General features: G+C 65.3%; 16 protein-coding genes and 2 pseudogenes. 7 read left to right on the forward strand and 11 right to left on the reverse strand.

Going from position 1 to position 21,803, the window contains the following annotated elements:
• Positions 1-42: 42 nt before the first annotated feature.
• From AOT83_RS08225 to trmB, 3 genes and pseudogenes are all read right to left on the reverse strand, one after another.
• On the reverse strand, positions 43-3,018 hold the full coding sequence (locus AOT83_RS08225; protein ID WP_030097341.1) for an MMPL family transporter: 2,976 nt from the start codon (positions 3,016-3,018) through the stop codon (positions 43-45).
• A 36-nt stretch (positions 3,019-3,054) separates the two neighbouring features.
• Positions 3,055-3,720: an NYN domain-containing protein gene (locus AOT83_RS08230; protein ID WP_044105533.1), complete on the reverse strand. Its 666-nt coding sequence runs from the start codon at positions 3,718-3,720 to the stop codon at positions 3,055-3,057.
• Between the two features lie 14 nt (positions 3,721-3,734).
• Positions 3,735-4,415, reverse strand: a pseudogene (gene trmB, locus AOT83_RS26730) (tRNA (guanosine(46)-N7)-methyltransferase TrmB); the annotation flags it as partial.
• A 264-nt stretch (positions 4,416-4,679) separates the two neighbouring features.
• Between trmB and AOT83_RS08240 the strand changes: the two are divergent.
• The 5 genes from AOT83_RS08240 (at position 4,680) to AOT83_RS08260 (ending at position 10,447) form a co-directional block, all read left to right on the forward strand.
• Positions 4,680-5,744: a hypothetical protein gene (locus tag AOT83_RS08240; RefSeq protein ID WP_057965498.1), complete on the forward strand. Its 1,065-nt coding sequence runs from the start codon at positions 4,680-4,682 to the stop codon at positions 5,742-5,744.
• Positions 5,741-7,204: a hypothetical protein gene (locus tag AOT83_RS08245; protein WP_057965615.1), complete on the forward strand. Its 1,464-nt coding sequence runs from the start codon at positions 5,741-5,743 to the stop codon at positions 7,202-7,204. The genes AOT83_RS08240 and AOT83_RS08245 overlap by 4 nt, the downstream gene beginning before the upstream one ends.
• Before the next feature lie 8 nt (positions 7,205-7,212).
• Complete coding sequence (locus AOT83_RS08250) at positions 7,213-7,569, forward strand: DUF6802 family protein (RefSeq protein ID WP_030097336.1); 357 nt, start codon at positions 7,213-7,215, stop codon at positions 7,567-7,569.
• A gap of 176 nt (positions 7,570-7,745) precedes the next feature.
• Positions 7,746-9,566, forward strand: coding sequence for a phosphoenolpyruvate carboxykinase (GTP) (locus AOT83_RS08255; RefSeq protein WP_030097335.1), 1,821 nt, complete (start codon positions 7,746-7,748; stop codon positions 9,564-9,566).
• Positions 9,567-9,613: 47 nt separating this feature from the next.
• Positions 9,614-10,447 (forward strand): LLM class F420-dependent oxidoreductase, encoded by an 834-nt coding sequence (locus tag AOT83_RS08260; protein ID WP_057965497.1) that lies wholly within the window; start codon positions 9,614-9,616, stop codon positions 10,445-10,447.
• 58 nt (positions 10,448-10,505) lie between these two features.
• On the opposite strand, the gene AOT83_RS08265 is transcribed toward AOT83_RS08260, so the two are convergent.
• The gene (locus tag AOT83_RS08265) at positions 10,506-10,730 is read right to left on the reverse strand and encodes a hypothetical protein (RefSeq protein ID WP_030097333.1); all 225 of its coding nucleotides are present in this window, start codon (positions 10,728-10,730) and stop codon (positions 10,506-10,508) included.
• Between the two features lie 153 nt (positions 10,731-10,883).
• Here AOT83_RS08265 and AOT83_RS08270 point away from each other — a divergent pair, with 153 nt between their 5' ends.
• Complete coding sequence (locus AOT83_RS08270) at positions 10,884-11,855, forward strand: cytochrome c oxidase assembly protein (RefSeq protein WP_057965496.1); 972 nt, start codon at positions 10,884-10,886, stop codon at positions 11,853-11,855.
• Here the strand turns inward: AOT83_RS08270 and mmsB are convergent.
• The 6 genes and pseudogenes from mmsB to AOT83_RS08300 form a co-directional block, all read right to left on the reverse strand.
• Positions 11,843-12,754: a 3-hydroxyisobutyrate dehydrogenase gene (gene mmsB, locus AOT83_RS08275; protein WP_057965495.1), complete on the reverse strand. Its 912-nt coding sequence runs from the start codon at positions 12,752-12,754 to the stop codon at positions 11,843-11,845. The two genes, AOT83_RS08270 and mmsB, sit on opposite strands and share 13 nt — an antisense overlap.
• A 15-nt stretch (positions 12,755-12,769) precedes the next feature.
• Positions 12,770-14,128, reverse strand: a complete 1,359-nt coding sequence (locus tag AOT83_RS08280; RefSeq protein WP_057965494.1) for an MFS transporter — start codon at positions 14,126-14,128, stop codon at positions 12,770-12,772.
• Between the two features lie 80 nt (positions 14,129-14,208).
• Positions 14,209-15,666 carry an aldehyde dehydrogenase gene (locus AOT83_RS08285; protein ID WP_057965493.1) on the reverse strand — a complete coding sequence of 486 codons (1,458 nt, stop codon included), beginning with the start codon at positions 15,664-15,666 and terminating at the stop codon, positions 14,209-14,211.
• Positions 15,663-16,790, reverse strand: a complete 1,128-nt coding sequence (locus tag AOT83_RS08290) for a hypothetical protein (protein ID WP_057965492.1) — start codon at positions 16,788-16,790, stop codon at positions 15,663-15,665. The genes AOT83_RS08285 and AOT83_RS08290 overlap by 4 nt, the downstream gene beginning before the upstream one ends.
• Positions 16,787-17,987 (reverse strand): annotated as a pseudogene (locus tag AOT83_RS08295) (phosphotransferase family protein). Before AOT83_RS08295 ends, AOT83_RS08290 begins: the two are co-directional and overlap by 4 nt.
• A gap of 43 nt (positions 17,988-18,030) precedes the next feature.
• Positions 18,031-18,810 carry a class I SAM-dependent methyltransferase gene (locus tag AOT83_RS08300; protein WP_057965490.1) on the reverse strand — a complete coding sequence of 260 codons (780 nt, stop codon included), beginning with the start codon at positions 18,808-18,810 and terminating at the stop codon, positions 18,031-18,033.
• Between the two features lie 81 nt (positions 18,811-18,891).
• Between AOT83_RS08300 and AOT83_RS08305 the strand changes: the two genes are divergently transcribed.
• Positions 18,892-20,124 (forward strand): glycosyltransferase family 4 protein, encoded by a 1,233-nt coding sequence (locus tag AOT83_RS08305; protein ID WP_109394518.1) that lies wholly within the window; start codon positions 18,892-18,894, stop codon positions 20,122-20,124.
• Here the strand turns inward: AOT83_RS08305 and AOT83_RS08310 are convergent, their stop codons facing one another.
• On the reverse strand, positions 20,125-21,765 hold the full coding sequence (locus AOT83_RS08310; protein WP_057965489.1) for a hypothetical protein: 1,641 nt from the start codon (positions 21,763-21,765) through the stop codon (positions 20,125-20,127).
• Between the last annotated feature and the right edge of the window lie 38 nt (positions 21,766-21,803).

Raw genomic sequence — 21,803 nt, forward strand, 5'->3', positions numbered from 1 at the left:
GTCACCAGCACGAATACGAGAGACGGCGCACGAACTGTCGCGCTAGATGCGGCGCCCCTCACGACGTAGCAGATCCTGTGCGCTGACACTGCCACCACGGCTGCGGCGAGTGGCCTCGTCCGCTTCCTGTTGCTGTTGCGGCGTGCGCTTCTGATCGGACGCAGGCAATGCTTCCGTCGCGTCGGCGGACGGCGGCGCGGTCTGCTGGGCCCGTGACGGACGGGGAGCCCGTGGCGGACCCTGTCGAGTGGCTTCGGGATTGGCGACAGGCATCGCCGTTGTCGCATCCTCACCCGAGGTGCCATTGGCAGGGTTGGGCTTCGCGACGGGAATCGCGGTGGTCGCGTCGCCCGACTCGGCCGGGGCAGAGCCGGACTGCTTGGGGCCGCGCAGCTCACCGAGCCACGATTCGATCTCCCGATCGGCGTTCCGGGGGGCCGGGCGCTGAGCGCCGGGGACGCTGCTGCGGGTGGTCGGAGCGTCCGGGCCCGTCGGATTGCCGCCAGGTACGCGCGTGGTGGGCGCGTCGGTAGGCGCAACGTTCTTGCCGGGCACCGACATCCGCGTTGTCGCGGGGGCGTCCCCACTGTCGTCGCTCGCGATGTTGACCGGGGTGGTCGGAGGAGCGGGAGGCGGCGGAGTGGGCCGCGCCGGTGCGGACGGATCATGTTGGCGCGGTGTGGGTGTCGAGGGCAACCGGGTGCGCTCGGAGGCGATCTGCAGCTTGGTGGTGCGTGCGTTGGACCCGACCGGAGAACTGGCAGCCGCGATGGCCTGCTCGCGTCCGGTCGGGCGCTTGCGCTCGTCGGCCAGGGTGACCTCGCCGAGGCCGAGCTTCACCTGGATGCGCTTCATCCAGGCCGGTGCCCACCAGCAGTCGTCGCCGAGCAGCTTCATGACCGCCGGGATGAGCAGCATGCGGACGACGGTGGCGTCCAGGATCAAGGCGGCGATGAGACCGAAGGCCAGATACTTCATCATCACCAGATCGGAGAAGGCGAAGCCGCCGGCCACCACGATCAGGATCAACGCGGCCGCGGTGATGATCCGCCCGGTGTTGGCAGTACCCACGCGCACAGCCTCGGTGGTGGACAGGCCCTGATGCCGCGCCTCGATCATGCGGGACATGAGGAACACTTCGTAGTCGCTGGACAGGCCGTAGATGACGACGATGATCAGCACGATCACCGGCGCGGTCAGCGGTGTCGGAGTGAAATTCAGCCACTTGGAGAAGTGTCCGTCGACGAATATCCAGGTCAAGATGCCCATCGTCGAACCCAGGCCCAAGGCACTCATGACGGCTGCCTTGATGGGCAAGACCAGTGAGCCGAATGCCAGGAACATCAGGATTGTGGTGACGCTTATCAGGATCACGATCACCAGCGGGAGCTTGTCGAACACGGTGTCGATCGAGTCCTGCTCGAGGGCGGGAGTACCACCGACATACATCGTGACGCCCTTGGGAACGGACATCGCGCGGAGCTCTTTGACCTTGGCCCCGGCGGTATCACGGTTGATCAGGGCGTTCTGGATGACCTTGACGCTGGCGTCGCCGTCGGTCTTGACGGACTGGCGGCGCTGCCACATCTGGCTCTTGTCTCCGCCGGGTTCGACGAACCCGGGAACCTTCATGGCGTCGGCCCGGATCTGGTTGAGCTGCGAATCCGTGGCGCCCTTGGTCACGATGGTGATGGTCTCGGTACGGAACCCGGGGAACAGCTTGTCGAAGTCCTCTTGAGCTACGCGAACCGAATTCGTTGGCGGCAAGTACTTTTCACTGAATCCGCCGAGCTTGAGGTTGCCCAGCGGGATGATCAGCAGCAGCATCACGATGACGATCGGGACGGCGAAGACCAGCGGCCGCTGCATCACGAAGACGACGGTGCGTCCCCAGAAGCCGTTCTCCAGCTCCTCGCGCGACTTGGTGCGGCTGAACCGCTTGATGCTCAGGGCATCGACATGGCGCCCGAGAACACCCAGGCACGCCGGCAGCACGGTGACCGCCAGAATCGCGGCGAGTAGCACCGAGGCGATACCGGCGTACGTCAGCGACCTCAGGAACTGCTGCGGCACGATCAGCATCGGCATCAGGGCGGCCGCGATCAGCGTGGCCGAGAACATGACGGTGCGGCCGGAGGTGATGACGGTGCGCCGGACCGCGGTTTCGGTGTCGTAACCCTCGGCGATTTCTTCGCGGAAGCGGCTGACGATGAACAGCGAGTAGTCGATGGCGATACCCAGGCCGATGAGCGTGACCACCGGCTGAGCGAAGAAGTGCACGGGGGCGAACAGCGTGATCAGCCGCATGATGCCGAGTGCGCCCGCGATGGTCAGACCGCCGACCATCAGCGGCAGGCCCGCCGCGATCACACCACCGAAGACGAAGAACAGCACGACCGCCATGATCGGGAGCGACAGCACCTCCATGCGCTGCTGGTCGGTACCGATGGTTCCGGTCAGCTCGCTGGCCACAGGCTGCAGGCCGGCCAGCTGGATGTCGACGCCGTCGAGCAGGAACTTGTTCTTGGCGGGGTCGTGGTCCTTATCCGGATCAGACAGGGCTTTGTAGTTGTTGAGGATGGTGTCGTCGTCGTCGCCCTTGAGGCTGACCGAGACGAAGGTGTGTTTACGGTCGTCGGTGACCATCCGTTTGACGGTGGGGTCTGTGGTGGTGGGGGCGCGTAACCAGCCGGCCCAGCCGTAGACCTCGTTGGGGTTGTCCTTCTGAAGCTGGTCGAAGTGGTCGATGACCTTCTTCTGGAAAGCGGGATCGTCGACCGTCTTGCCCTCGGGGGCTGCGATGACGGCGACGACGTGGGTGGTCCGGTCGCGTCCGAGCGCGTCGTCGGCCATCACGGAGGCCTTCACCGACTCGCTGTTGTCCGCGAAGAAGCCACTCTGCGTCACGTGGTCGCCGAGCGTTATCCCGAAAAGCCCGGAACCCAGGCAGACCGTGACGAACGCGGCAACGACGATGAACCGATACCGGTACACCATTCGGCCCCACCAGGCGAACACAGAATCTCCTAACTAGCGTCTCTCACGCGCCGGTTTTCATGTCCTGGACGTCAGCAACGCCGACAAGGGTCGGAATGGCTGCAACCAGGCGCCTTCGTCGGGGAGCGAATCTAGACCCACCCGCGGTAAGGCTCGGGGGAAAACTCCGGGTATGTCCTCGAGATCGACGAACTCCAGAGTATCCGAGGTTAGCGCCCAACTCGCATGTTCGCGAAATCCCAGCACACTGACGGGCACCCCGTCACCGGCGATTTTCTCCATCGGTTCTCGGAAGGCTTGACCATCCGCCGAGGCCACAAGCACCCCGGCCAGGCCTTCGTCGGACCGTAGCTCGATGTGAGCAAGCATGTCGACGTCGACGTCGCTGTCTTCGTCGATCTTGGGTTTGGCAAATACCGCAAACCCAACATTGCGCAGCGCCTCGACCCATGGGCGCACCACGTCGGCACTTCCCGGCGCGATATTGGTAAACACTGTGGCCTCGGGTTCGACGAGGCAATCGGGGTGATCCGCCGAATAGGCGGCCGTGCGTTCGAGCAGCCAGCGGCCCAGGGCGTCGAACCGGGGCCGGTTCTCCGCGGAGGGGCGGCCGCCGATGATGGCGCCCAGGCCCATGTCGAGGTTGGGTGCGTCCCACACCAGCAGTACTCGCAGCACCCGCCGTCGGTGGGCCGTCTCGTCCACGGTGTTGGGGCGCTCCAAGTCCTCGGCGAGGCTCACAATCGCTCCCAGACGAAGTCGTTGATCGCACTGCCGACCGTGTGCGCTTTCCCCTCGAACTTAGTGGTGGGCCGGTTCACGGAGACGGGAATGCGCGGATCGTCGAGCTCAAGGCGCCGCAGCGTGGACTCGTTATCGCCCACCTCGGCGATGTGCTGGGCATAGTTCGCGTGATCGGTGGCCACATGCAGGGTGCCGCCCGGCCGGAGGCGGTCAGACAGCAGGGCCACGGTGCCCGGTTGGAGCAGCCGCCGCTTGTGGTGGCGGGCCTTGGGCCAGGGGTCCGGGAAGAACACCCGCGCCGCGGTCAGCGATCCCGACGGCAGCAGGTACTCCAGCACGTCCAGGGCGTCGCCGCGGATCAGCCGGATGTTCTCGATGCCCTCACGATCGATCGCCGAGAGCAACTGCGCCAGGCCCTTGCGGTATACCTCCACCGCAAGCACATCGAATTGTGGTTCTTCTATCGCCATCGCGGCGGTGGATGTGCCTGTGCCACAGCCGATTTCAAGAATCAAGGGCGCAGTGCGGCCGAACCAGGCCGCAGGTTCCAGCGGTGGGCAGGTGCCGTCGGCTTCCCGGGCGACGCGCCCATAGGTCGGCCAGGATTTGTCCCAGGCCTTCTGCTGGCCGTCGGACAGCGATGACCCCCGTGAACGGAAGCTGGATACGCGGCGGGGGTGGTGGTCGCGGCCGTCCGTACCGGCCGTGGATTGGACCCCGCCGGTCCCAGGGAGCTCGTCGGTGGCTGTTTCAGATGCCACACAGCCCCGCTCCTGGCCGTCACAACGCATCTTCCCATGGTCACTCATGGGCGGCAGATCCCATAATCCCAGCGCATATTGATACTCAACAGTTGCCTACCAGGGTGGAACCCTCCATCGGATCAGGTGACAATGTGAGCATTTCCGTAAGCGCGATGAGATTGGGTCTGCAAAGCAATGACGCGGGGGTTTGAGGTCTTCCGGGGAGCGCTCGACCGGTTCGTCACGCGTCCTGAGGTTCGCCAGGTGCACGGCGGCCAGCGGATTCACGATCTGGCGGTGCGGTCGGGAGACCCTCTTCGGGTTACCGTCCGGGGCCGGGCCGGTGTGGGCGTCACCAGCGTGATCGGCGCGTTGGGACGCACCCTGCCGGCAGCGGACGGGCCGGGGCATGCGCTTATCGAGGTGCCAATCCCGTCGGAACCGATCGTGGCTGACGTCGACGTGGTGGTGTTCGCGGAGGCGCTCAAGCCCGAGGACCGCGCTGTACTGGAGGCATCCAACGCACCCAAGGTGCTGATTCTCAACAAGGCAGATCTGACCGATCCCGGCGCCGCTCGCGGCCCCTGGACCGCTGCTGTGGAGCGGTGCGCCCAGTACCGTCTGGAGACGCGGGTGCCGACGCTGCCGTTATCGGCGCACGTTCCGTTGGCGGATATCGATGAAGCCATGGTCGAGGCCCTCAAACTGATGGTCGGGGACCCTGCGGACACCAGTTCCGTCGATGCCTTCGTCACCGGCACACACCAGGTGCCGGTTTCGATGAGGCAGCGGTTGCTCCATGAACTGGACCTGTACCCGATGGGGTGCGCGATCGGGGCGCTTCGGCAGGTTCCCACCCTGGCGGCCCCGGGACTCGCCGCACTGCTGCGCGACCTGTCGGGCATCGACGCGGTGGTGAACGCGATTCGCGTGGCCATTGCCCAGGGCTGGTACCGCCGAATGCGCGCGGTGCTCGCCGAACTCCGCAGGATCGGCGTGACGGGTGTGCTGCCGGTGCAGATTGACGCCTTCTTGACCAGTGACGACGTGGTGGTCGCGGCGATGCAGTGTGCGGTGGATGCCGCGACGGCGGCGGGCCTGACGGTGGAGCTGAGCGATCATCCAGAAGATCACCGCTACCGCGCCGAACATTGGCAGCGATTCGCCGCCGGACCGGTGAACGCCACATACGCGGCAATGGGCACGGACATCGTGCGGGGATCGCTGCGCTTGTGGCGGCTGGCGGGGGGCCGGGCGTGACAACTCCTACCGACAAGCGGGTCGACGAGCTGGTGCTGGCGGTGGACCCCACCCTCGGTCCGCTCGGCGTGCATGCGCACGACGCCGTGATGGTGACCGGCAGCTGGCTGGCCGGCGCGAGCACCCTGGCCACCGAGCTGTCCTCACGCATATCGGGTGTGCGCATCGTCGAGCCTGAGGAGCTGCAGCACGGGCAGGCGCCCTCGGCGGTGGTTTTCGTGTGCAGCGGAACCGCACCGCTCACACCGTCGGACTGCGGTCTGATTCAGCTGGCCGCCGCCAACACCGATGCGCTCGTCGCGGTGGTTTCCAAGATCGATGTGCACCAGTCCTGGCGTGAGGTCATGAACCGGAATCGGGAGATCCTGGCCGAGCACGACTCCCGATTCAGCGGTATCACCTGGCTGGGGGTCTCGACGCGTGGCACGGCAGTGGGACTCGACGAATTGGTGCGGGCAGTGCGCAAGGTTCGTGAGGAACCCGCCCTGGCTGAGCGAAACCGGCTGCGTGCCTGGGCGACTCGTCTGCAGGGAATGCTGAATGTGCCGCCGGAGGCCGGGGAGGGTGCACGCGCGGACGAACTGCGCAATCAGCGGCAGGCGGCGGTACGGCGCACGCGTTCGGGCAAGTCCGAACGGACCTTGGCGTTGCGCAACCGCATCGCGCAGGCACGCATGACGCTGCTGTACTTCGCGCGCAAGCGAGTGGGCTCGGTGGCCGGCGAGCTGCGCGAGGACATCGCCGAACTGAAGCGCCGCGATGTGCCCGGCTTCGGCGATCGGGTGCGGCGCCGGGCGGCCGAGGTGGTCGCCGAAGTGGAACAGGGCACCGAGGAACACCTGGCCGAGATCTCGGCCGAGGTAACCCAACGCTGGGCGGCGCCGCGCCCCAGCGCGAATCGGCCGCTGCCGCCCGAAGCACCAGATCCTTCGGTGCGATCACGTCGGCTGGAGACCCGGATGATGGCGCTGTTCGGGGTGTTCTTCGGGCTGGGCGCGGCATTGACGGTGTCCCGGTTGGTGGCGTATGCGCGTCCCGGCCTGGCGCCGGCGGGATTGGCGGTGGGCCTCATCGCCGGTGCCTGCATCGCGGTGTGGCTGGTGGCGGTGCGCGGGCTCTTGCACGACCGGACGGTGCTGGACCGGTGGTTGGGAGACACCACGGGAGAGCTGCGGGCGTACTTGGAGCAGTGGGTCGCCGCGCGGGTGCTGGAGGTGGAGACCAGGCTCAACGCCGATCTGGTCGAGATCGACGAACGTGAGAACGACAAGCTGGCCGCCCGGGTCGGGCAAATTGATTCCGAGCTGCGTGAGGCCGCTATGAACACCGCGCGCGCAACGGCGCTGCGCAACCGCGACCTGCCCTCCGTACATAAAGCGTTAACGGCGGTCACCGAACGGCTGGACGCGATCGCGGGAACAGCCGAGAATAGATCGATAGGCCGCGCGCGCGAGGGTTAGGCAGAGACATGATCGATGGTTTTGACCAGGGTTTCCATGTGGGCCTTGGGGGGCCAGGTGAAGGGGTGCACGAACCAGGCCATGCACTCAGCCCCGATCTGCACGTCGATCACCACATGTACCTGCCCACCGATGGCGGTCTGGTGGACCTCGGAACAGACCTCATCGACACCGACCATGACGGCATCGGCGACACCGTCACGCTGCATGAACCTGACGGGTTATCGGTGGTGTCCGACATCGACGAGGACGGTATCGCCGACAAGGTGACCACGTTCGGGGCGGACGGCACGTATGAGACCTGGGCCCGCGGTGCGGGTGCGCACTGGGAGCTCATCGAGCACGGTCGCATCGGCGGTAAGTAAATGGGCTGGGGTTGTACCGCGGGAAGTACTGGCCGAAGCTCGCTTGTTATTGATGGATACGTACCAACCCCGTTTCACGCTGAATAGCGCCAGCGCTAACCTCATATATCTAGGTTCCGACCAGCGCCGGTGCGGCAACTGCGTACCTCACCCGGCTCAACGAGGAGATGCTCTCGATGACAGCAGCGACCATTCCCGGTCTTGACAACGCTCCGACGAAACACGCCGGATTGCTCGCTTGGGTCCGCGAGGTCGCTGAGCTGACACAACCTGATCGGGTCGTGTTCGCTGATGGTTCCGATGAAGAGTTCGAGCGCGTTTCTCAGCAACTAGTGGACGCGGGCACCTTCCAGCGGCTCAACGCCGAGAAGCACCCCAACTCGTTCCTGGCGCTGTCGGACCCGTCGGACGTCGCCCGGGTGGAATCGCGGACGTATATCTGCTCGGAGCGTGAAGAGGACGCCGGTCCCACCAACAACTGGGTGGACCCCACCGAGATGCGCGCGACCATGACCGAGCTGTTCCGGGGCAGCATGCGCGGACGCACCATGTGGGTGGTGCCGTTCTGCATGGGCCCGCTCGGTGCCGAGGACCCCAAGCTGGGTGTGGAGCTCACCGATTCGGAGTACGTCGTTGCCTCCATGCGGGTGATGACCCGCATGGGTGCCGCCGCTCTGGAGAAGCTGGGCGACGACGGATTCTTCGTCAAGGCGCTGCACTCGATCGGTGCGCCCCTGGAGCCCGGTCAGGAAGACGTGCCGTGGCCGTGCAACGACACCAAGTACATCACCCACTTCCCCGAATCCCGTGAAATCTGGTCGTACGGTTCGGGTTACGGCGGTAACGCGCTGCTGGGCAAGAAGTGCTACTCGCTGCGCATCGCCTCGGCGATGGCCCATGACGAGGGCTGGCTCGCCGAGCACATGCTCATCCTCAAACTCATCTCGCCGGAGAACAAGGCCTACTACGTGGCCGCGGCCTTCCCGTCGGCCTGCGGTAAGACGAACCTCGCCATGATTCAGCCGACCATCCCCGGCTGGCGCGCAGAGACTCTGGGTGACGACATCGCCTGGATGCGCTTCGGCAAGGACGGCCGTCTGTACGCCGTCAACCCGGAGTTCGGCTTCTTCGGCGTGGCGCCGGGCACCAACTGGAGCTCGAACCCCAACGCCATGAAGACCATCGAGGCTGGCAACACCGTCTTCACCAACGTCGCACGTACCGACGACAACGACGTGTGGTGGGAAGGTCTGGAGGGCGAGCCCGAGCACCTGATCGACTGGAAGGGTCAGGACTGGGTTCTGCGCGAGACCGAGACCAAAGCGGCGCATCCGAATTCGCGTTACTGCACCCCGATGTCGCAGTGCCCCATCCTGGCTCCCGAGTGGGATGACCCGCAGGGTGTGCCGATCTCGGCCATCCTGTTCGGCGGCCGCCGCAAGACGACTGTGCCGCTGGTGACCGAGGCCCGGGACTGGCAGCACGGCGTGTTCATCGGCGGCACCCTGGGTTCGGAGCAGACCGCGGCCGCCGAGGGCAAGGTCGGCACCGTGCGCCGCGACCCGATGGCGATGCTGCCCTTCATGGGTTACCACGTGGGCGACTACCTGAACCACTGGATCAACGTTGGTAAGCAGGCCGACGAGTCCAAGCTGCCCAAGGTGTTCTTCGTGAACTGGTTCCGCCGTGGCGATGACGGACGCTTCCTGTGGCCCGGATTCGGCGAGAACAGCCGGGTGCTCAAGTGGATCGTTGACCGGATCGAGCACCGCGCCAACGGTGTATCCACCCCGATCGGCACCGTTCCAGGCGTCGAGGACCTGGATCTGGCCGGGTTGGACGTCGAGGAGGCCGATGTGGCCGAGGCGCTCGCGGTGAACAACGACGAGTGGCTCGCGGAGTTGCCGCTCATCGAAGAGTGGTTCGAGTTCATCGGCGACAAGCTGCCTAGCGGCGTCAAGGACGAGTTCGACGCGCTCAAGCAGCGGCTGGGATAGTTCGTATCTGGTCGACACTCCAGGTGGATCCTGCATAGGGTTGTGCAATGCGCTTCGCATTCAAGACATCTCCGCAGAACACCACCTGGGACGACATGCTGGCCATCTGGAAGGTGGCCGACGAGATCGACGTCTTCGAGTCCGGCTGGACCTTTGATCACTTTTATCCGATCTTCTCGGATTCCACCGGGCCGTGCCTGGAGGGCTGGATAACCCTCACCGCGCTCGCGCAGGCCACCCGGCGGCTGCGCGTCGGGGTGCTGGTGACCGGTATCCACTATCGGCATCCGGCCGTGCTGGCCAATATGGCCTCGGCGTTGGACATCGTGTCCGGTGGTCGCCTCGAGCTCGGTATCGGCGCCGGCTGGAACGAGGAAGAATCCGGCGCCTACGGCATTGAACTGGGCAGCATCAAGGAGCGATTCGACCGGTTCGAAGAGGCCTGCGAGGTGCTCACCGGTCTGCTGAGCCAGGAGACGACGAGCTTTGACGGCACGTTCTATCAGCTCAAAGACGCTCGCAACGAGCCCAAGGGGCCGCAAAAACCACACCCGCCGATCTGCATAGGCGGCAGCGGCGAGAAGCGCACGTTGCGGATCACCGCCAAGTACGCGCAGCACTGGAATTTCGTGGGAGGACCGCCCGAGGAGTTCGCGCGCAAGCGCGATGTGCTGGCCGCGCACTGCGCCGACATCGGCCGGGATCCGGCTGAGATCACGCTCTCGGCCCACATCCGGCTCGGCGAGGATCGCGATTACGCGAAGGTTGTCGATGAGGCAGCCGCGCTAGGGGCCGAGGGGCTCGACGTGGCGATCATCTACCTGCCTCCGCCGTACGACACAGCGGTGCTAGAGCCGTTGGCGGAGGCGCTGCGAGGCTGACGACGAGAAGGCATCTACGTAGCGGCTGGCGTTCGTAGATGCCTTCTCGGCCAACGGTTTAACCGGTCTTGCTCTCCAAAGCCGCCAGCGCGGCAGCAAGTGCGACGTACTTGTTGGTGCCCAGCTCGCGCACGGTCGAGATGTTCAGGGCTTCCTTGAGTGCGGCGTCGTGCTTCTCGGTGAGACCAGCGAGAGCAGACGGGGGAGCGTCGAGGACGTCCTTGAGGTCCTTGTTCTCGTAGGCCTTGTCGAGTGCCTTCTCGAGATTGACGGATACAGCCATCGTTCCTCCTCTGGTTTGCCCCGCCCGTGGCGCACCCTAGCTACCAAAGCTGTGAACCAACGCCGTTTGGCTAGCGGCGATCCGAACTGCCGATGAACGCCTGGTTCGGCGCCCGGATGGCCAGTTCATTCAAATATGCGCATAATGCAATCAATGAACGACGTGAGGTGGCTCAGCGGGCTGACCACAATCCCCGCCGAACCGCCGACAGCGTGGTCACTGTTCGCCTGGAACCCGCCCGCCATTCCGGTGCTTCCTGTTGTCGCGGCGCTGCTGGCCGGGTGGTACCTGCTGAGCGTGCTCCGGCTGCGCCGGATGGGCCGCAGCTGGCCGTGGTGGTCAACCGCGTGCTTCCTGTCCGGGTGCCTGATTCTGGGCGCGGTCATGGGATTGTCGATAGACCGCTACGGATTTCGGTTGTTCAGCGCGTTCATGTTTCAGCAGCTGACGTTGTCGATCCTGGTGCCGCCGTTGTTGGTGCTGGGCTCACCGGGGCGGCTGTTGTTGCGCTCGACGCCGCACCACGGGCCCGGCAGATGGGTACTGGTGGCTGCGCTGGCTGGGTTGCGCAGCCGCGCGGCCGCGCTGCTGTTGCATCCCGCCGTCACGATTCCGCTGTTCCTGTTCAGCTATTACGGCCTGTACTTATCCCAGCTGTTCGACACTATTGCCGTTACCTGGTTGGGGCATAACGGGTTAGAGATCTTTTTCTTGGCCAGCGGCCTGCTGTTCGTCATCCCCATCCTGTCCACCGACCCGCTGCCGGTCCGGCAGACCAACCTCGGCAGGATGTTCGACATCTTCGTGGAAATGCCGTTGCACGTGTTCATCGGCGTCATCCTCATGATGGCGCCCAGGCCGCTAATCGGCATCTTCGCCAATCCGCCCGCCGCGTGGGCCGTCGACCCGGTGAAGGACCAGGCGGTGGCGGGCGCGCTGGCCTGGTCCTACGGTGAGCCGATCGCGCTCGCGACTACCTTGATCTTCGCCATCAGGTGGCGGCGTGAGGAACAGGCCGAAACGGAGGAACGCGAGGCCGATGACGCCCGGCAAGAAGACGAGTTAGCCTCGTACAACCGGTTTTTACAGCAACTACGGGAAGAACGGCCCGGTCACGGCGCGTAACCGCGCGCCGAGCCGTCGGGCGTCGCGTACTTGACGATCAGCGAGCAGTCCTTGGCGCCCAGGCCTTCGTCGATGAGCTGCTGGAACTGCTCGGTCACCATGGTCGCGGCGGGTAGCTTCACACCGGTGGCCTCACCGGCGGCCAGCGCCAGGCGTGCATCCTTGTGCGCCAGGTCGACCGTGAAGGTGGCATCGAAGTTTCGGTTGGCGGCGGCGGATTCGATGATGTCCGGCACCGGATACCAGGTCTGCTGTGCCCAGGATCGCGCCGAGGACACCGAACAGATCTCCCAGAAAACCTTGGGATCCAGGCCGAGCCGCTCGGCCAGCTGTGAACCTTCCGAATTGGCCATCATGTCGATGAACAGCATCATGTTGTTGCAGATCTTCGCGGCCACGCCGGCGCCACCGTCACCGGCGTGGATCACGCGCCCGGCCATCGGTTTGATGTAATCGGTTGCCGCGCCGGAATTTTCCAAATCCCCACCCAGCATGAAGCACAGCGTGCCAGCCTGCGCGCCGCTGATTCCGCCGGACACCGGGGCGTCGACAAACCGGAACCCGCGGCGCGCCGATTCGGCGTGACAGTACCGCGAGGTTTCGATGTCGACGGTTGAGCTGTCCACCAGAAGCGTTGATGGCGAAGCGTTTTCCCAGATGCCGTAGCGACCTTCGAACACCGAGCGGACATGCTCACCCTTGGGCAGCATGGTGAACACCACTTCGGCGCCCGCCAGCACCTCGGCGATCTCGTCCACCGCGGTCACACCGTTGGCCGCCGCGGCAGCCAGTGCGTCACCCGAGAGATCGAAACCGCGCACCGTGTGCCCGGCCGCCACCAGATTCGCGGCCATCGGGCCGCCCATGTTCCCCAAACCGATCCAGCCATAGGTCGCCATGGGTCCAACCTAGCGTCAGGCGCGCGCCCTGTCGGCAGCATCCAGCTCATGTAGTGAGCTGCCCCTGGTTTCCGGCAGCGTCCACACGGCGAACAGGGTGATGGGGGCGACGGCCGCCAGGTAGATCGCCACCGGCACCCAGCTGTGGTACTTGCTGAGCAGGGCGGTGCCGATGACCGGAGCCATCGATCCGGCGAAAATCGAGGTCACCTGATAGCCCACCGACACCCCTGAGTAGCGCATCCGGGTGGGGAACATTTCCGCCATGATCGCCGGCTGCCCGGCGAACATCAACGAGTGCACCAGCAGGCCGATCACGATGGCCGCCAAGATCACCCAGTCGTCCTTGGTGTTGAACATGGGAAAGGCGATGAAGCCCCATCCCGCAGCCAGTAAGGCACCCAGTGCATACGGCGCACGCCGTCCGACGATGTCGGTGTACCTGCCCACGATCGGTAGGGCGATCGCCTGCACCACGTGAGCGATCAAGAGCAGTAACAGGATTCGCTTGGTGTCCATATGCAGCTGGGTCTTCAGGTAAGTGATCGAAAAGGTCACCACCATGTAATAGAGGATGTTCTCGGCGACGCGCAGCCCCATGGCGGTGAACACCCCGCGCGGATACCGGCGGAACACCTCGACGACGCCGTAGGAGCTGGCCTTGTTCTCCTCGATCTCCTTGCGGGCCTCGTGGAAGATCGGCGCATCGGTGATCCGGGTGCGGATGTAGTAGCCGATCGCGACGATGATCACCGAGAGCCAGAATCCGACGCGCCAGCCCCAGGCCAGGAACGCAGCGTCGGAGAGGGTCCACGACAACGTGAGCAGCACCAGGGTGGCCAGCAGGTTGCCCAGCGGCACCGCCGCCTGCGGCCAGCTCGCCCAGAAGCCGCGTTGGGAGTCGGGGGAGTGTTCGGCCACCAGCAGCACGGCGCCGCCCCATTCCCCGCCGACCGCGAAACCCTGCAGGAATCGCAGCGCCACCAGCAGGATCGGGGCCCCGTAGCCGATCTGCGCGAAGGTCGGCAGGCAGCCCATCAGGAAGGTGGACACGCCGACCAGCACGATCGCGATCTGCAGGAGGTGTTTGCGTCCGTAGCGATCCCCGAAGTGCCCGAACACGATTCCGCCGATGGGCCGGGCGACGAACCCCACCGCGTAGGTGAGGAACGCCTTGATGATGTTGTCGAGGTCATTGCCCCCGGCCTGCACCGCGGGGAAGAAGACCTTGTTGAAGACGAGGGTGGCGGCGGTGGCGTAGAGGAAGAATTCGTACCACTCGACGACGGTGCCCGCCATTGATGCGGCGACCACCTTGCGCAGACCGGACACGGGTGCGGGTTGGGGCTCGTCCGGGGGTGCGGTCAGCGACATTGCGCCAACCTATCCAGCGACACGCCGTCTCGTGGCGAACTTGTGCGAGACGTATCCGCCAGGAGACGGCGTGTCGGGGTCTAGATCGAGTCGAGGGTGTAGCCCATCGGCAGCAGCACGCTCTTGAGCTCGCAGTACTCCTCGATGCCCTCGGGCCCGTTCTCCCGGCCGATGCCGGACTGCTTGTAGCCGCCGAACGGGCAGCTGGGGTTGAAGGCGTACCAGTTGATGCCGTAGGTGCCGGTGCGGATCTGCGCGGCGACCTCCAGGCCCTTGGGCACATCGGTGGTCCACACGCTGCCGGCCAGACCGTAGTTGGAGTCGTTGGCGATCTTGATGGCCTCGTCCACGGAGTCGTAGGCGATGATCGACAGCACGGGGCCGAAGATTTCCTCCTGTGCGATGGTCATCGAGTTGTCCACATCGGCGAAAATCGTTGGCTGGACGAAGTATCCGCCGTCCAGACCTTCAGGACGCTTGCCACCGTAAGCAAGCCGGGCGCCCTCCTCGATGCCCTTGGCGATGTAGCCCTCGACACGGGCGCGCTGCTTCTCTGTGATCAGCGGGCCCACCTGTGTGGCGGGATCGTCGGGCAGGCCCACGCCCATCAGCGAGACCATCCCCACAATGCCGTCGACAACCTCGTCGTACCGTGACCGTGGTGCCAGCACCCGGGTCTGGTTGACGCAGCCCTGGCCCGCGTTCATCAGGCCCGCGAACACCAGCATCGGCAAGGCCGACGCCAGGTCGGCATCCTCCAGCACGATGGCGGCCGACTTACCGCCCAGCTCGAGGGTGACCTTCTTGAGGTTCCTGGCGGCGATCTCGGCGATCTCCTTACCGACGACGGTGCTGCCGGTGAAACTGAACACGTCGACGCCGGGGTTGTTGGTCAGTGCCCGGCCGGTTTCGGCCCCACCGGGTACCACCGACAGCACGCCCTCGGGAACACCCGCGTCGGCGAACACCTCAGCGAGGATGAAGCTTGACAGCGGAGTCTCGGCAGCGGGCTTGAGCACCACCGTGCACCCGGCGAGGAACGCCGGGCCGATCTTGTTGAGCGCCAGGAACAGTGGCACATTCCAGGCCGCGATGGCGGCTACAACGCCAGCGGGCTCCCGGGTTACCACCGTTTGGCCGTAGGCGCCGTTGCGCAGTTCCTTCCACTTCACCGCGTCTGCCGCATTGGCGTAGTACTGGATGGCACCGAAGCCGCCCAACCATTGCAATGTTTCGATAACCATAGGGGGAGCGCCGGTCTCGTCGGCGATGGCCTTGCAGATCTCGTCCTTGCGGGCCTCCAGCCCGGCAACTGCCTTCTGCAATATCGCCTGGCGCTCGTGCGGAGTCAGCTTGGGCCACGGGCCGTCATCAAAGGCGCGGCGGGCAGCGCTTACCGCGGCTTCGACGTCGGCGGGGGACGCCAGCGGACACTGGCCTACCTTCTGTCCGGTGGCGGGCGAGATGACCTCGATCACCTGGTCAGTGGCAGGCTCGGTCCATACGCCGCCGATGAAGAGCTTGTCGTAATTCGTCATGAATCGCTGTCTCTTTCCTGATGTGTATCAACGAATCCGGTGAAGCCGGAGGGTTTATGTGGGCCTATGGGCCCGAACTCGAACAGTCCACTGCCGTGGTTCTCCACGCCGTTCTCGACCAGGCGGAACGTCGCGAGATTGTCGACGGGGCAGAGCAGTTTGAGCGTGGCGTCCAGTTCCGCGGTCTTGTACCGCTTGCCCTGCACGACGAGGTCGCCCTGCCACATGCCGTGGCGCCAGTCCGGATCCAGGCCGTACCCGGTACCGAAGCCGAAGTAGTGCGGCAGCACTATCTCGGCGGTGATGGTGATGTCACCCAACGTGATCACCGCAGAACTCGCCTCGCGAGTGCCGGGAACCAAGGTGATGTCGTGCGTGATGGGGCCGAGTTCCTCGATCCCCTTCGCCGGATCGCGCCACACCCGGCGTGCACCGCTGACCACCTTGGTGCCGTGCTCGTCCTCCTGGTTGATGAACACAATCGAGTATTCGGGGAACGAGATCACGTTGTAGAGCCAGAAGAAGCCGCCCGCCAGGGTGGCACGCCGCCCGGCGGGCTCGCCCTCGCCGACTGGCCGGATGCCCCAAGAGCGATCCCGGTTGCCCGACCAGTTGACGCCATCGAGTTCGTGGGTGGTGCCGTCGACCGTCAATTGGCCTGCCCAGGTGCCGGTTTGGGCAAATCGCGAGGTATCGAACATGACACGGCCGAGCTGGCGCTGGTAATGACCCGGCTCCAGGGAGGCCGGTATCTCGCCGGTGTAGGTGATATCGAAGGCGAGGTCGTAGTCGTCGCCGGGTTCCAGGATCACCCGCACCTTCTTCAGACCTTCGACAACCTCGATGCGATACGGCCCGACCTTCAGATCGGCGCGGTCGTCTCCGAGCGCGCGCGACGCGCGGAACACTACGATGTCCTCGCCATTGCGTACCGATGCGAATGCGTCCGTGACACCCAGGTTCGGATAGACGCCCAGCCCGGTGATCAGGTACGGCAGGTCGGCGCGGCCTCCGTGACAGCCGAAGTAGTAGCGGTCGTAGAAGTTTCGGTCCGACGTGCCGACATGGCGGACCACATCGGCGATCTGATGGATCGGGTAATCGTCGAAGGGAGACAGGCTCACGCGGAAACCTCGCTCCAGTACTTTCCGTCCAGCATTTTCTCCAGGGTGACCCTGTGCAGGATCAGGTCATCGGGATCATTCGGCATCTCCGCCATGCCAAAGGCCATGGCGCGCATTTGAATTCGGACCATGATCACGGCATGTTGCAACGCCGCATAGGTGGTGTAGAAGTCCAGATCGCTCGCGTGGTGCCCGGTGAGGGCGGCGTACTCGGCGGCGATGTCCTCGCGCCGGCAGAATCCGGGCAGCCCAGCCAGGCCGGCGATCTCGGCAAGGTCCTGGAAGAACCTGTGCAGGAAGATGATCCATCCCAAATCGAGCTCGCGCGGTCCGATGGTGGCCATCTCCCAGTCGAGCAGGGCCACCGGCTCGAAGTCTTGATAGATGACGTTTCCCGGGCGCGAATCTCCCCAGCTGACCGTGTCGGCCGCGCGCAGAGATTCGGTCGGCCAATTCGCCCGCAGCCACTCGAATCCGCGATCGATAAGCGGGATGGCGGGGCCGTCGCCGCGCACCCACTCATACAGGTCCTGGGTCCGGCGTACATGGGCATCCAGGCCCGTCTCGCCCTTGCGCGCGTCGTTGAGGAACGCGAACTCTTCGACGGGGGCGGAGTGAACCCGGGCGATCTGGTCGATGGTGAGCCGCTGCATCTTGCGGCGGTCGGCGTCGGAGGCCTCGGTCACCCAGGATCCGAACGTGTAGGGCATGCGGTCGGGCGGGACCTCCCCGTCGACGCGCTTCATGACGAAGAACTCTCCGCCGAGCACTGAGGGGTCGTCGCAGTACCAGAGCACCGGGGGCACCACGGCGCTGGTGTACTGGCCGAGCTTGTCCATCACGTCGAACTGGCGGCGCATGTCATAAGTGGGAAATACGGGGCTCGAATCGGGCTGCGGCGCCGTTCTGATCACCAGGCGATGGGCGGCGCGCTCACCGTTCTCGGTCCACTGCGCATCGGCCAGAATCGTCTCGCTGGACATGCCGTTGGCGCTGGGCAGCTCCGCGTGATCGACGCTCAGTGCGGCATCGGATGGCAATTGGCCCGAAATCCAATCGGCCAGTGCTCCGCGCAAGGTCTCCGGGTCCCGCTGTGATTCGGCGGGGCGTGCAACGTCCTCATGCGTCGCTGTCTGCTCAGTCAAGGTGTCGTGACTTCCGTTTCATGTCCGCCTCGTTGCGTGACGTACGCAACACTACCGGGCAGTCAGGGGAAGTGGAACCTGTTGCAATTTCCGATTCAGTGGGGGCGCAGCACAAGCACCAAATTGCTCACCAGAACCTCCCGCACAGCGGGAACTTTGGTGATCCACCATGCCCATTTTGGGTGGTAGCGGGGAAAAGCGGCGACCAGCGCGCCCGTCCCATGGGCCCATTCCAGACCATCGCGCACCGATACCGGAAAAAGTGACGACCCGTAGTTGTTCTTGGGCGGATGGCCGTGCTTGCGGGTGTACCACCGGGCGGCGCGGGCGCCGCCGAAGTAATGCGTCAATCCCATTTCGTGACCACCGAACGGGCCGAGCCAGACGGTGTAGGACAAGACGGCCAGTCCTCCCGGCCGGGTGACTCGCAGCATTTCCGCGCCGAGCCGCCAGGGCTCCGGTACATGCTCGGCGACGTTCGAGGACAGGCAGATGTCGACGCTGTCGTCGGCTATCGGCAGGGCCATGCCGGACGCGCGCAGATAGGCCGCTCGTGGGTCGTGGATGCCCGGGGTTCCCTCGGGGGCCGCATGCATCTCACGGGGGTCTGGTTCGACGCCGACGTACCGCGCTCCGGCGTCGGCGAAGGCCGAGGCAAAGTAGCCCGGTCCGCCCCCGACGTCGAGCACCGTGCGGCCCCGCAGCCCGATGTTCATCTCCTGTCGCCACAAGTCGGCGACCAGGTGAACTGTGTCCTGTGCCACCGTGCCGTAAAACTTCTCCGGCGCACTCTGCTCAAAGCGGAAAGAGGACAATAAGCTGGCAGAACGCCGCAGAGTGGCCCTTTGGGCAAATAGGTCGGTGATTTCCGGCACGGGTTCTCGTTCTGCTTGGTCTCCTTATTAAGGGAGACGGAATTTCTGGAGGCCCACCCTAACGGCCTAGGGTGCATAGCGGTGTTCAGCGAAGTGTCAGATCAGCAGGGCCTCCCGCGGGAGGTCCTCATGTTGTGTTGGCGCGATACCGGCCATCCGCAGGGTGGCGGCAGCGAAACCTACCTACAGCGCATCGGTGCCGAACTGGCCGCATCCGGCGTGAAGGTGACGCTGCGATGCGCCGCCTACCTGGGCGCCCCCCGCCGCGAGGTGGTCAACGGAGTGCACATCTCGCGCGGTGGCGGGCGCTTCACCGTATATCCGCGGGCACTGCTGTCGCTGCTGGCCAGCCGCATAGGCCTGGGGGCATTGCGCGATGTGCGGCCCGATGTCGTCATCGACACCCAGAATGGCATCCCCTTTTTCGCGAGCACCGTGGTCAGTGCGCCCGTTGTGGTACTCGTGCATCATTGCCACCGTGAGCAGTGGCCCGTCGCCGGGCAGCTCATCGGCAGGCTGGGCTGGTGGCTGGAATCGCGGTTGTCTCCGCGGATGCATCGGCGCAACCAATATTTGACGGTCTCGCAACCGTCCGCATCGGACCTGGTGTCGCTTGGTGTAGCGCCTGGGCGGATTGCGGTGGTACGCAACGGTATCGATGAGATTCCGGGTCTACCGGCAATCGGCGCGCTGGACGGCGTCCGCAGTGAAACGCCACGGGTCGTGGTGCTCTCGCGTCTGGTGCCGCATAAGCAGATCGAGCATGCGCTGACCACTCTTGCGCTGCTGCGCGATCACGTGTCCGATGTGCACCTCGATGTCGTCGGGGATGGCTGGTGGATGGATCCGTTGGTGGAACATGCTGCCCGGCTTGGCATTTCCGAGTCGGTGACATTCCACGGCTACCTCGGCGAGGAGGCCAAGCATCGGGTACTGCAACGCGCCTGGGTGCACCTGATGCCGTCACGCAAGGAGGGCTGGGGCCTGGCGGTCACCGAGGCCGCGCAGCACGGCGTGCCGACGATCGGCTACCGCTCCTCCGGTGGGCTCACCGATTCGGTTACCGACGGCATCACCGGCCTGCTGGCGCGCGATCAGGACGAGTTTGTCCGGCATACCGCTACTTTGTTGGCGGATAACAAGCTTCGCTACCGAATGGGCGAGGCAGCGCGAGCTCGCTGCGCCGATCTGTCGTGGCAGCGCAGCGCATCCGGTGTGTGGACGGTGCTCAAGGCGGCGATTCTCGGCGTCCCGATTTCCGGGATTATCGGTGACGAACCGGTGGAGGCGCCGCAGGTCGAAATCCCCGCTTGATCACGGCGCGTGCCGTCGCCCACGCAGCCAACTGATCGCGGGGGCGCAGCCTGCCGCCAGGAGCGCTATCCACATCAGGTGCGCCGCGATGACGGTGACGCGCCGGCCCGGCGAAGCTCCGATGGGTGCCCACGGCCCGGGTACGCGATAAAGCGCGATGTCGCCATCGCGGTAGACGGGCTCGAGCTGAATCAGTGTTGCTGACGAAACCCCTTGTTCACCAGGGGTTTTCGACTGCATTACCACCCAGCCGATGCCCTGCGCCGCGAGCTCGCGCGGTGCGGCTCCCGTGCGTAGCAGCTCGGCGACATGGCGTCCCCGGGTGCCGTCCCCGCGTACGTCGCGCCCATCGACGCGTAGATCCCCACTGCTCACCGTGTCACCGCGGATCCAGCGCGGGAACGGATCCAGTACCGGGATCGATGAGGGGCTCCAGGGGAACTGCCGCACGGTTTCCGCGGGCAGCACCGCCACCGGATGCGGTTCGGCGTTGATGCTGGCCGCGACGGCAGCCCATCCGGCCGGATAGGTCACCGATTCGACGCGGCCACCCACCCCCCACGCCAGGTCGGGAAGTGTGAATATCAGTGCTGCGCAAGCTAGCCCGGAAGCCACAAGTTGTGAGGAACGTTCACGCAGCACGGTGACGGCCGCTGCGCCGGCCACCGCGTACCCCGGCACCGCCAATGCCACCCATTTCTGGCCGTCACGCAGAATGCCCAGCCCCGGTACTTCGGTGATGAGCCAGGTGGTCAGCGTCAACCCCGGGCCCGTTGCCAGTAGTGCCGGAATGACCACGGCAGCGCCAGCTATGCCGAGCAACCCGAGCGCTGCCCGGGCGCGCCACAGCACCACTACGCCCACGGCCACCACGGCCAGGAGTACCGCCGAGAAGGCCAACGCGAACAGTGTCGTGCGTGAGGCAGGCACCGCGGACGCGTTCCACATACCGCCCAGTGAGGCCAGGCTTCCGAGCGTGCCCAACCCGGGCTCGGCGCGCGCCGCGAAGGCATGGACCCCCGCCTCGTCCCCGGCAGGTATGGCGGTTCCCAGCCCCGAGGCCACCAGCCACGGCATCGCGGCCAGTAGCGAGATCGTCAGTACGCCTAGCCGTGACCGTAGGCCCGGCGCCGCCGCAAGCCCGACGATCAGCGCGAGCACCGTTCCGGTGGGCGTCAATCCGGCCAAGGCGATCCAGAATGCCAGCGTGCACCAGGTGTCGATACCGGATGCCGATCGCAGCCGGGTTGTCGTCAGCGCAACCCACGGCAGGCACCCATAGCCGACCAGCAGGCTCCAGTGTCCTTGCAGAAGTCGTTCGGCCACATAGGGATTCCAGATTGCGATGGTGGCCGCTACCAACTCGCCGGGAATCCCTGCAGTGGGAACCAGGTGGCCGACCAGACGCGCCGCCCCCCAGCCGGCAAGCCATAACCCCACTGCGAGAAGCATCTTGACGAGAATTCCGCCGTCGACAAGCGTTGTCACGAGGGCGATGAAGAAGTCCTGCGGGACGGCGCGCGGAGCTGCTTCACCGACCCCCAGGGCCGCGTCGGTCAGGTACGAGCGCGGGGTCGAGACGGCGTCGCGGATCAGCAGATAGCCGGGGGCGGCAAGTGGCGCGGTAATCGCCGCCGCCAAGCCAAATGCGTACAGCGGCGCAATAAGGCCTGTGCGGC

The organism is Mycobacteroides sp. H001 (genome assembly GCF_001440005.1).
GTDB classification, from domain to species: domain Bacteria; phylum Actinomycetota; class Actinomycetes; order Mycobacteriales; family Mycobacteriaceae; genus Mycobacterium; species Mycobacterium gwanakae.

What these genes read in the sequence shown, in the direction of transcription:
- AOT83_RS08240 (WP_057965498.1), top strand. Translation starts at nt 4,680, where the DNA reads ATGACGCGGGGGTTTGAGGTCTTCCGGGGAGCGCTCGACCGGTTCGTC.
- AOT83_RS08250 (WP_030097336.1), top strand. Translation starts at nt 7,213, where the DNA reads ATGATCGATGGTTTTGACCAGGGTTTCCATGTGGGCCTTGGGGGGCCA.
- AOT83_RS08255 (WP_030097335.1), top strand. Translation starts at nt 7,746, where the DNA reads ATGACAGCAGCGACCATTCCCGGTCTTGACAACGCTCCGACGAAACAC.
- AOT83_RS08260 (WP_057965497.1), top strand. Translation starts at nt 9,614, where the DNA reads ATGCGCTTCGCATTCAAGACATCTCCGCAGAACACCACCTGGGACGAC.
- AOT83_RS08265 (WP_030097333.1), bottom strand. Translation starts at nt 10,730, where the DNA reads ATGGCTGTATCCGTCAATCTCGAGAAGGCACTCGACAAGGCCTACGAG.
- AOT83_RS08270 (WP_057965496.1), top strand. Translation starts at nt 10,884, where the DNA reads ATGAACGACGTGAGGTGGCTCAGCGGGCTGACCACAATCCCCGCCGAA.
- mmsB (WP_057965495.1), bottom strand. Translation starts at nt 12,754, where the DNA reads ATGGCGACCTATGGCTGGATCGGTTTGGGGAACATGGGCGGCCCGATG.
- AOT83_RS08280 (WP_057965494.1), bottom strand. Translation starts at nt 14,128, where the DNA reads ATGTCGCTGACCGCACCCCCGGACGAGCCCCAACCCGCACCCGTGTCC.
- AOT83_RS08285 (WP_057965493.1), bottom strand. Translation starts at nt 15,666, where the DNA reads ATGACGAATTACGACAAGCTCTTCATCGGCGGCGTATGGACCGAGCCT.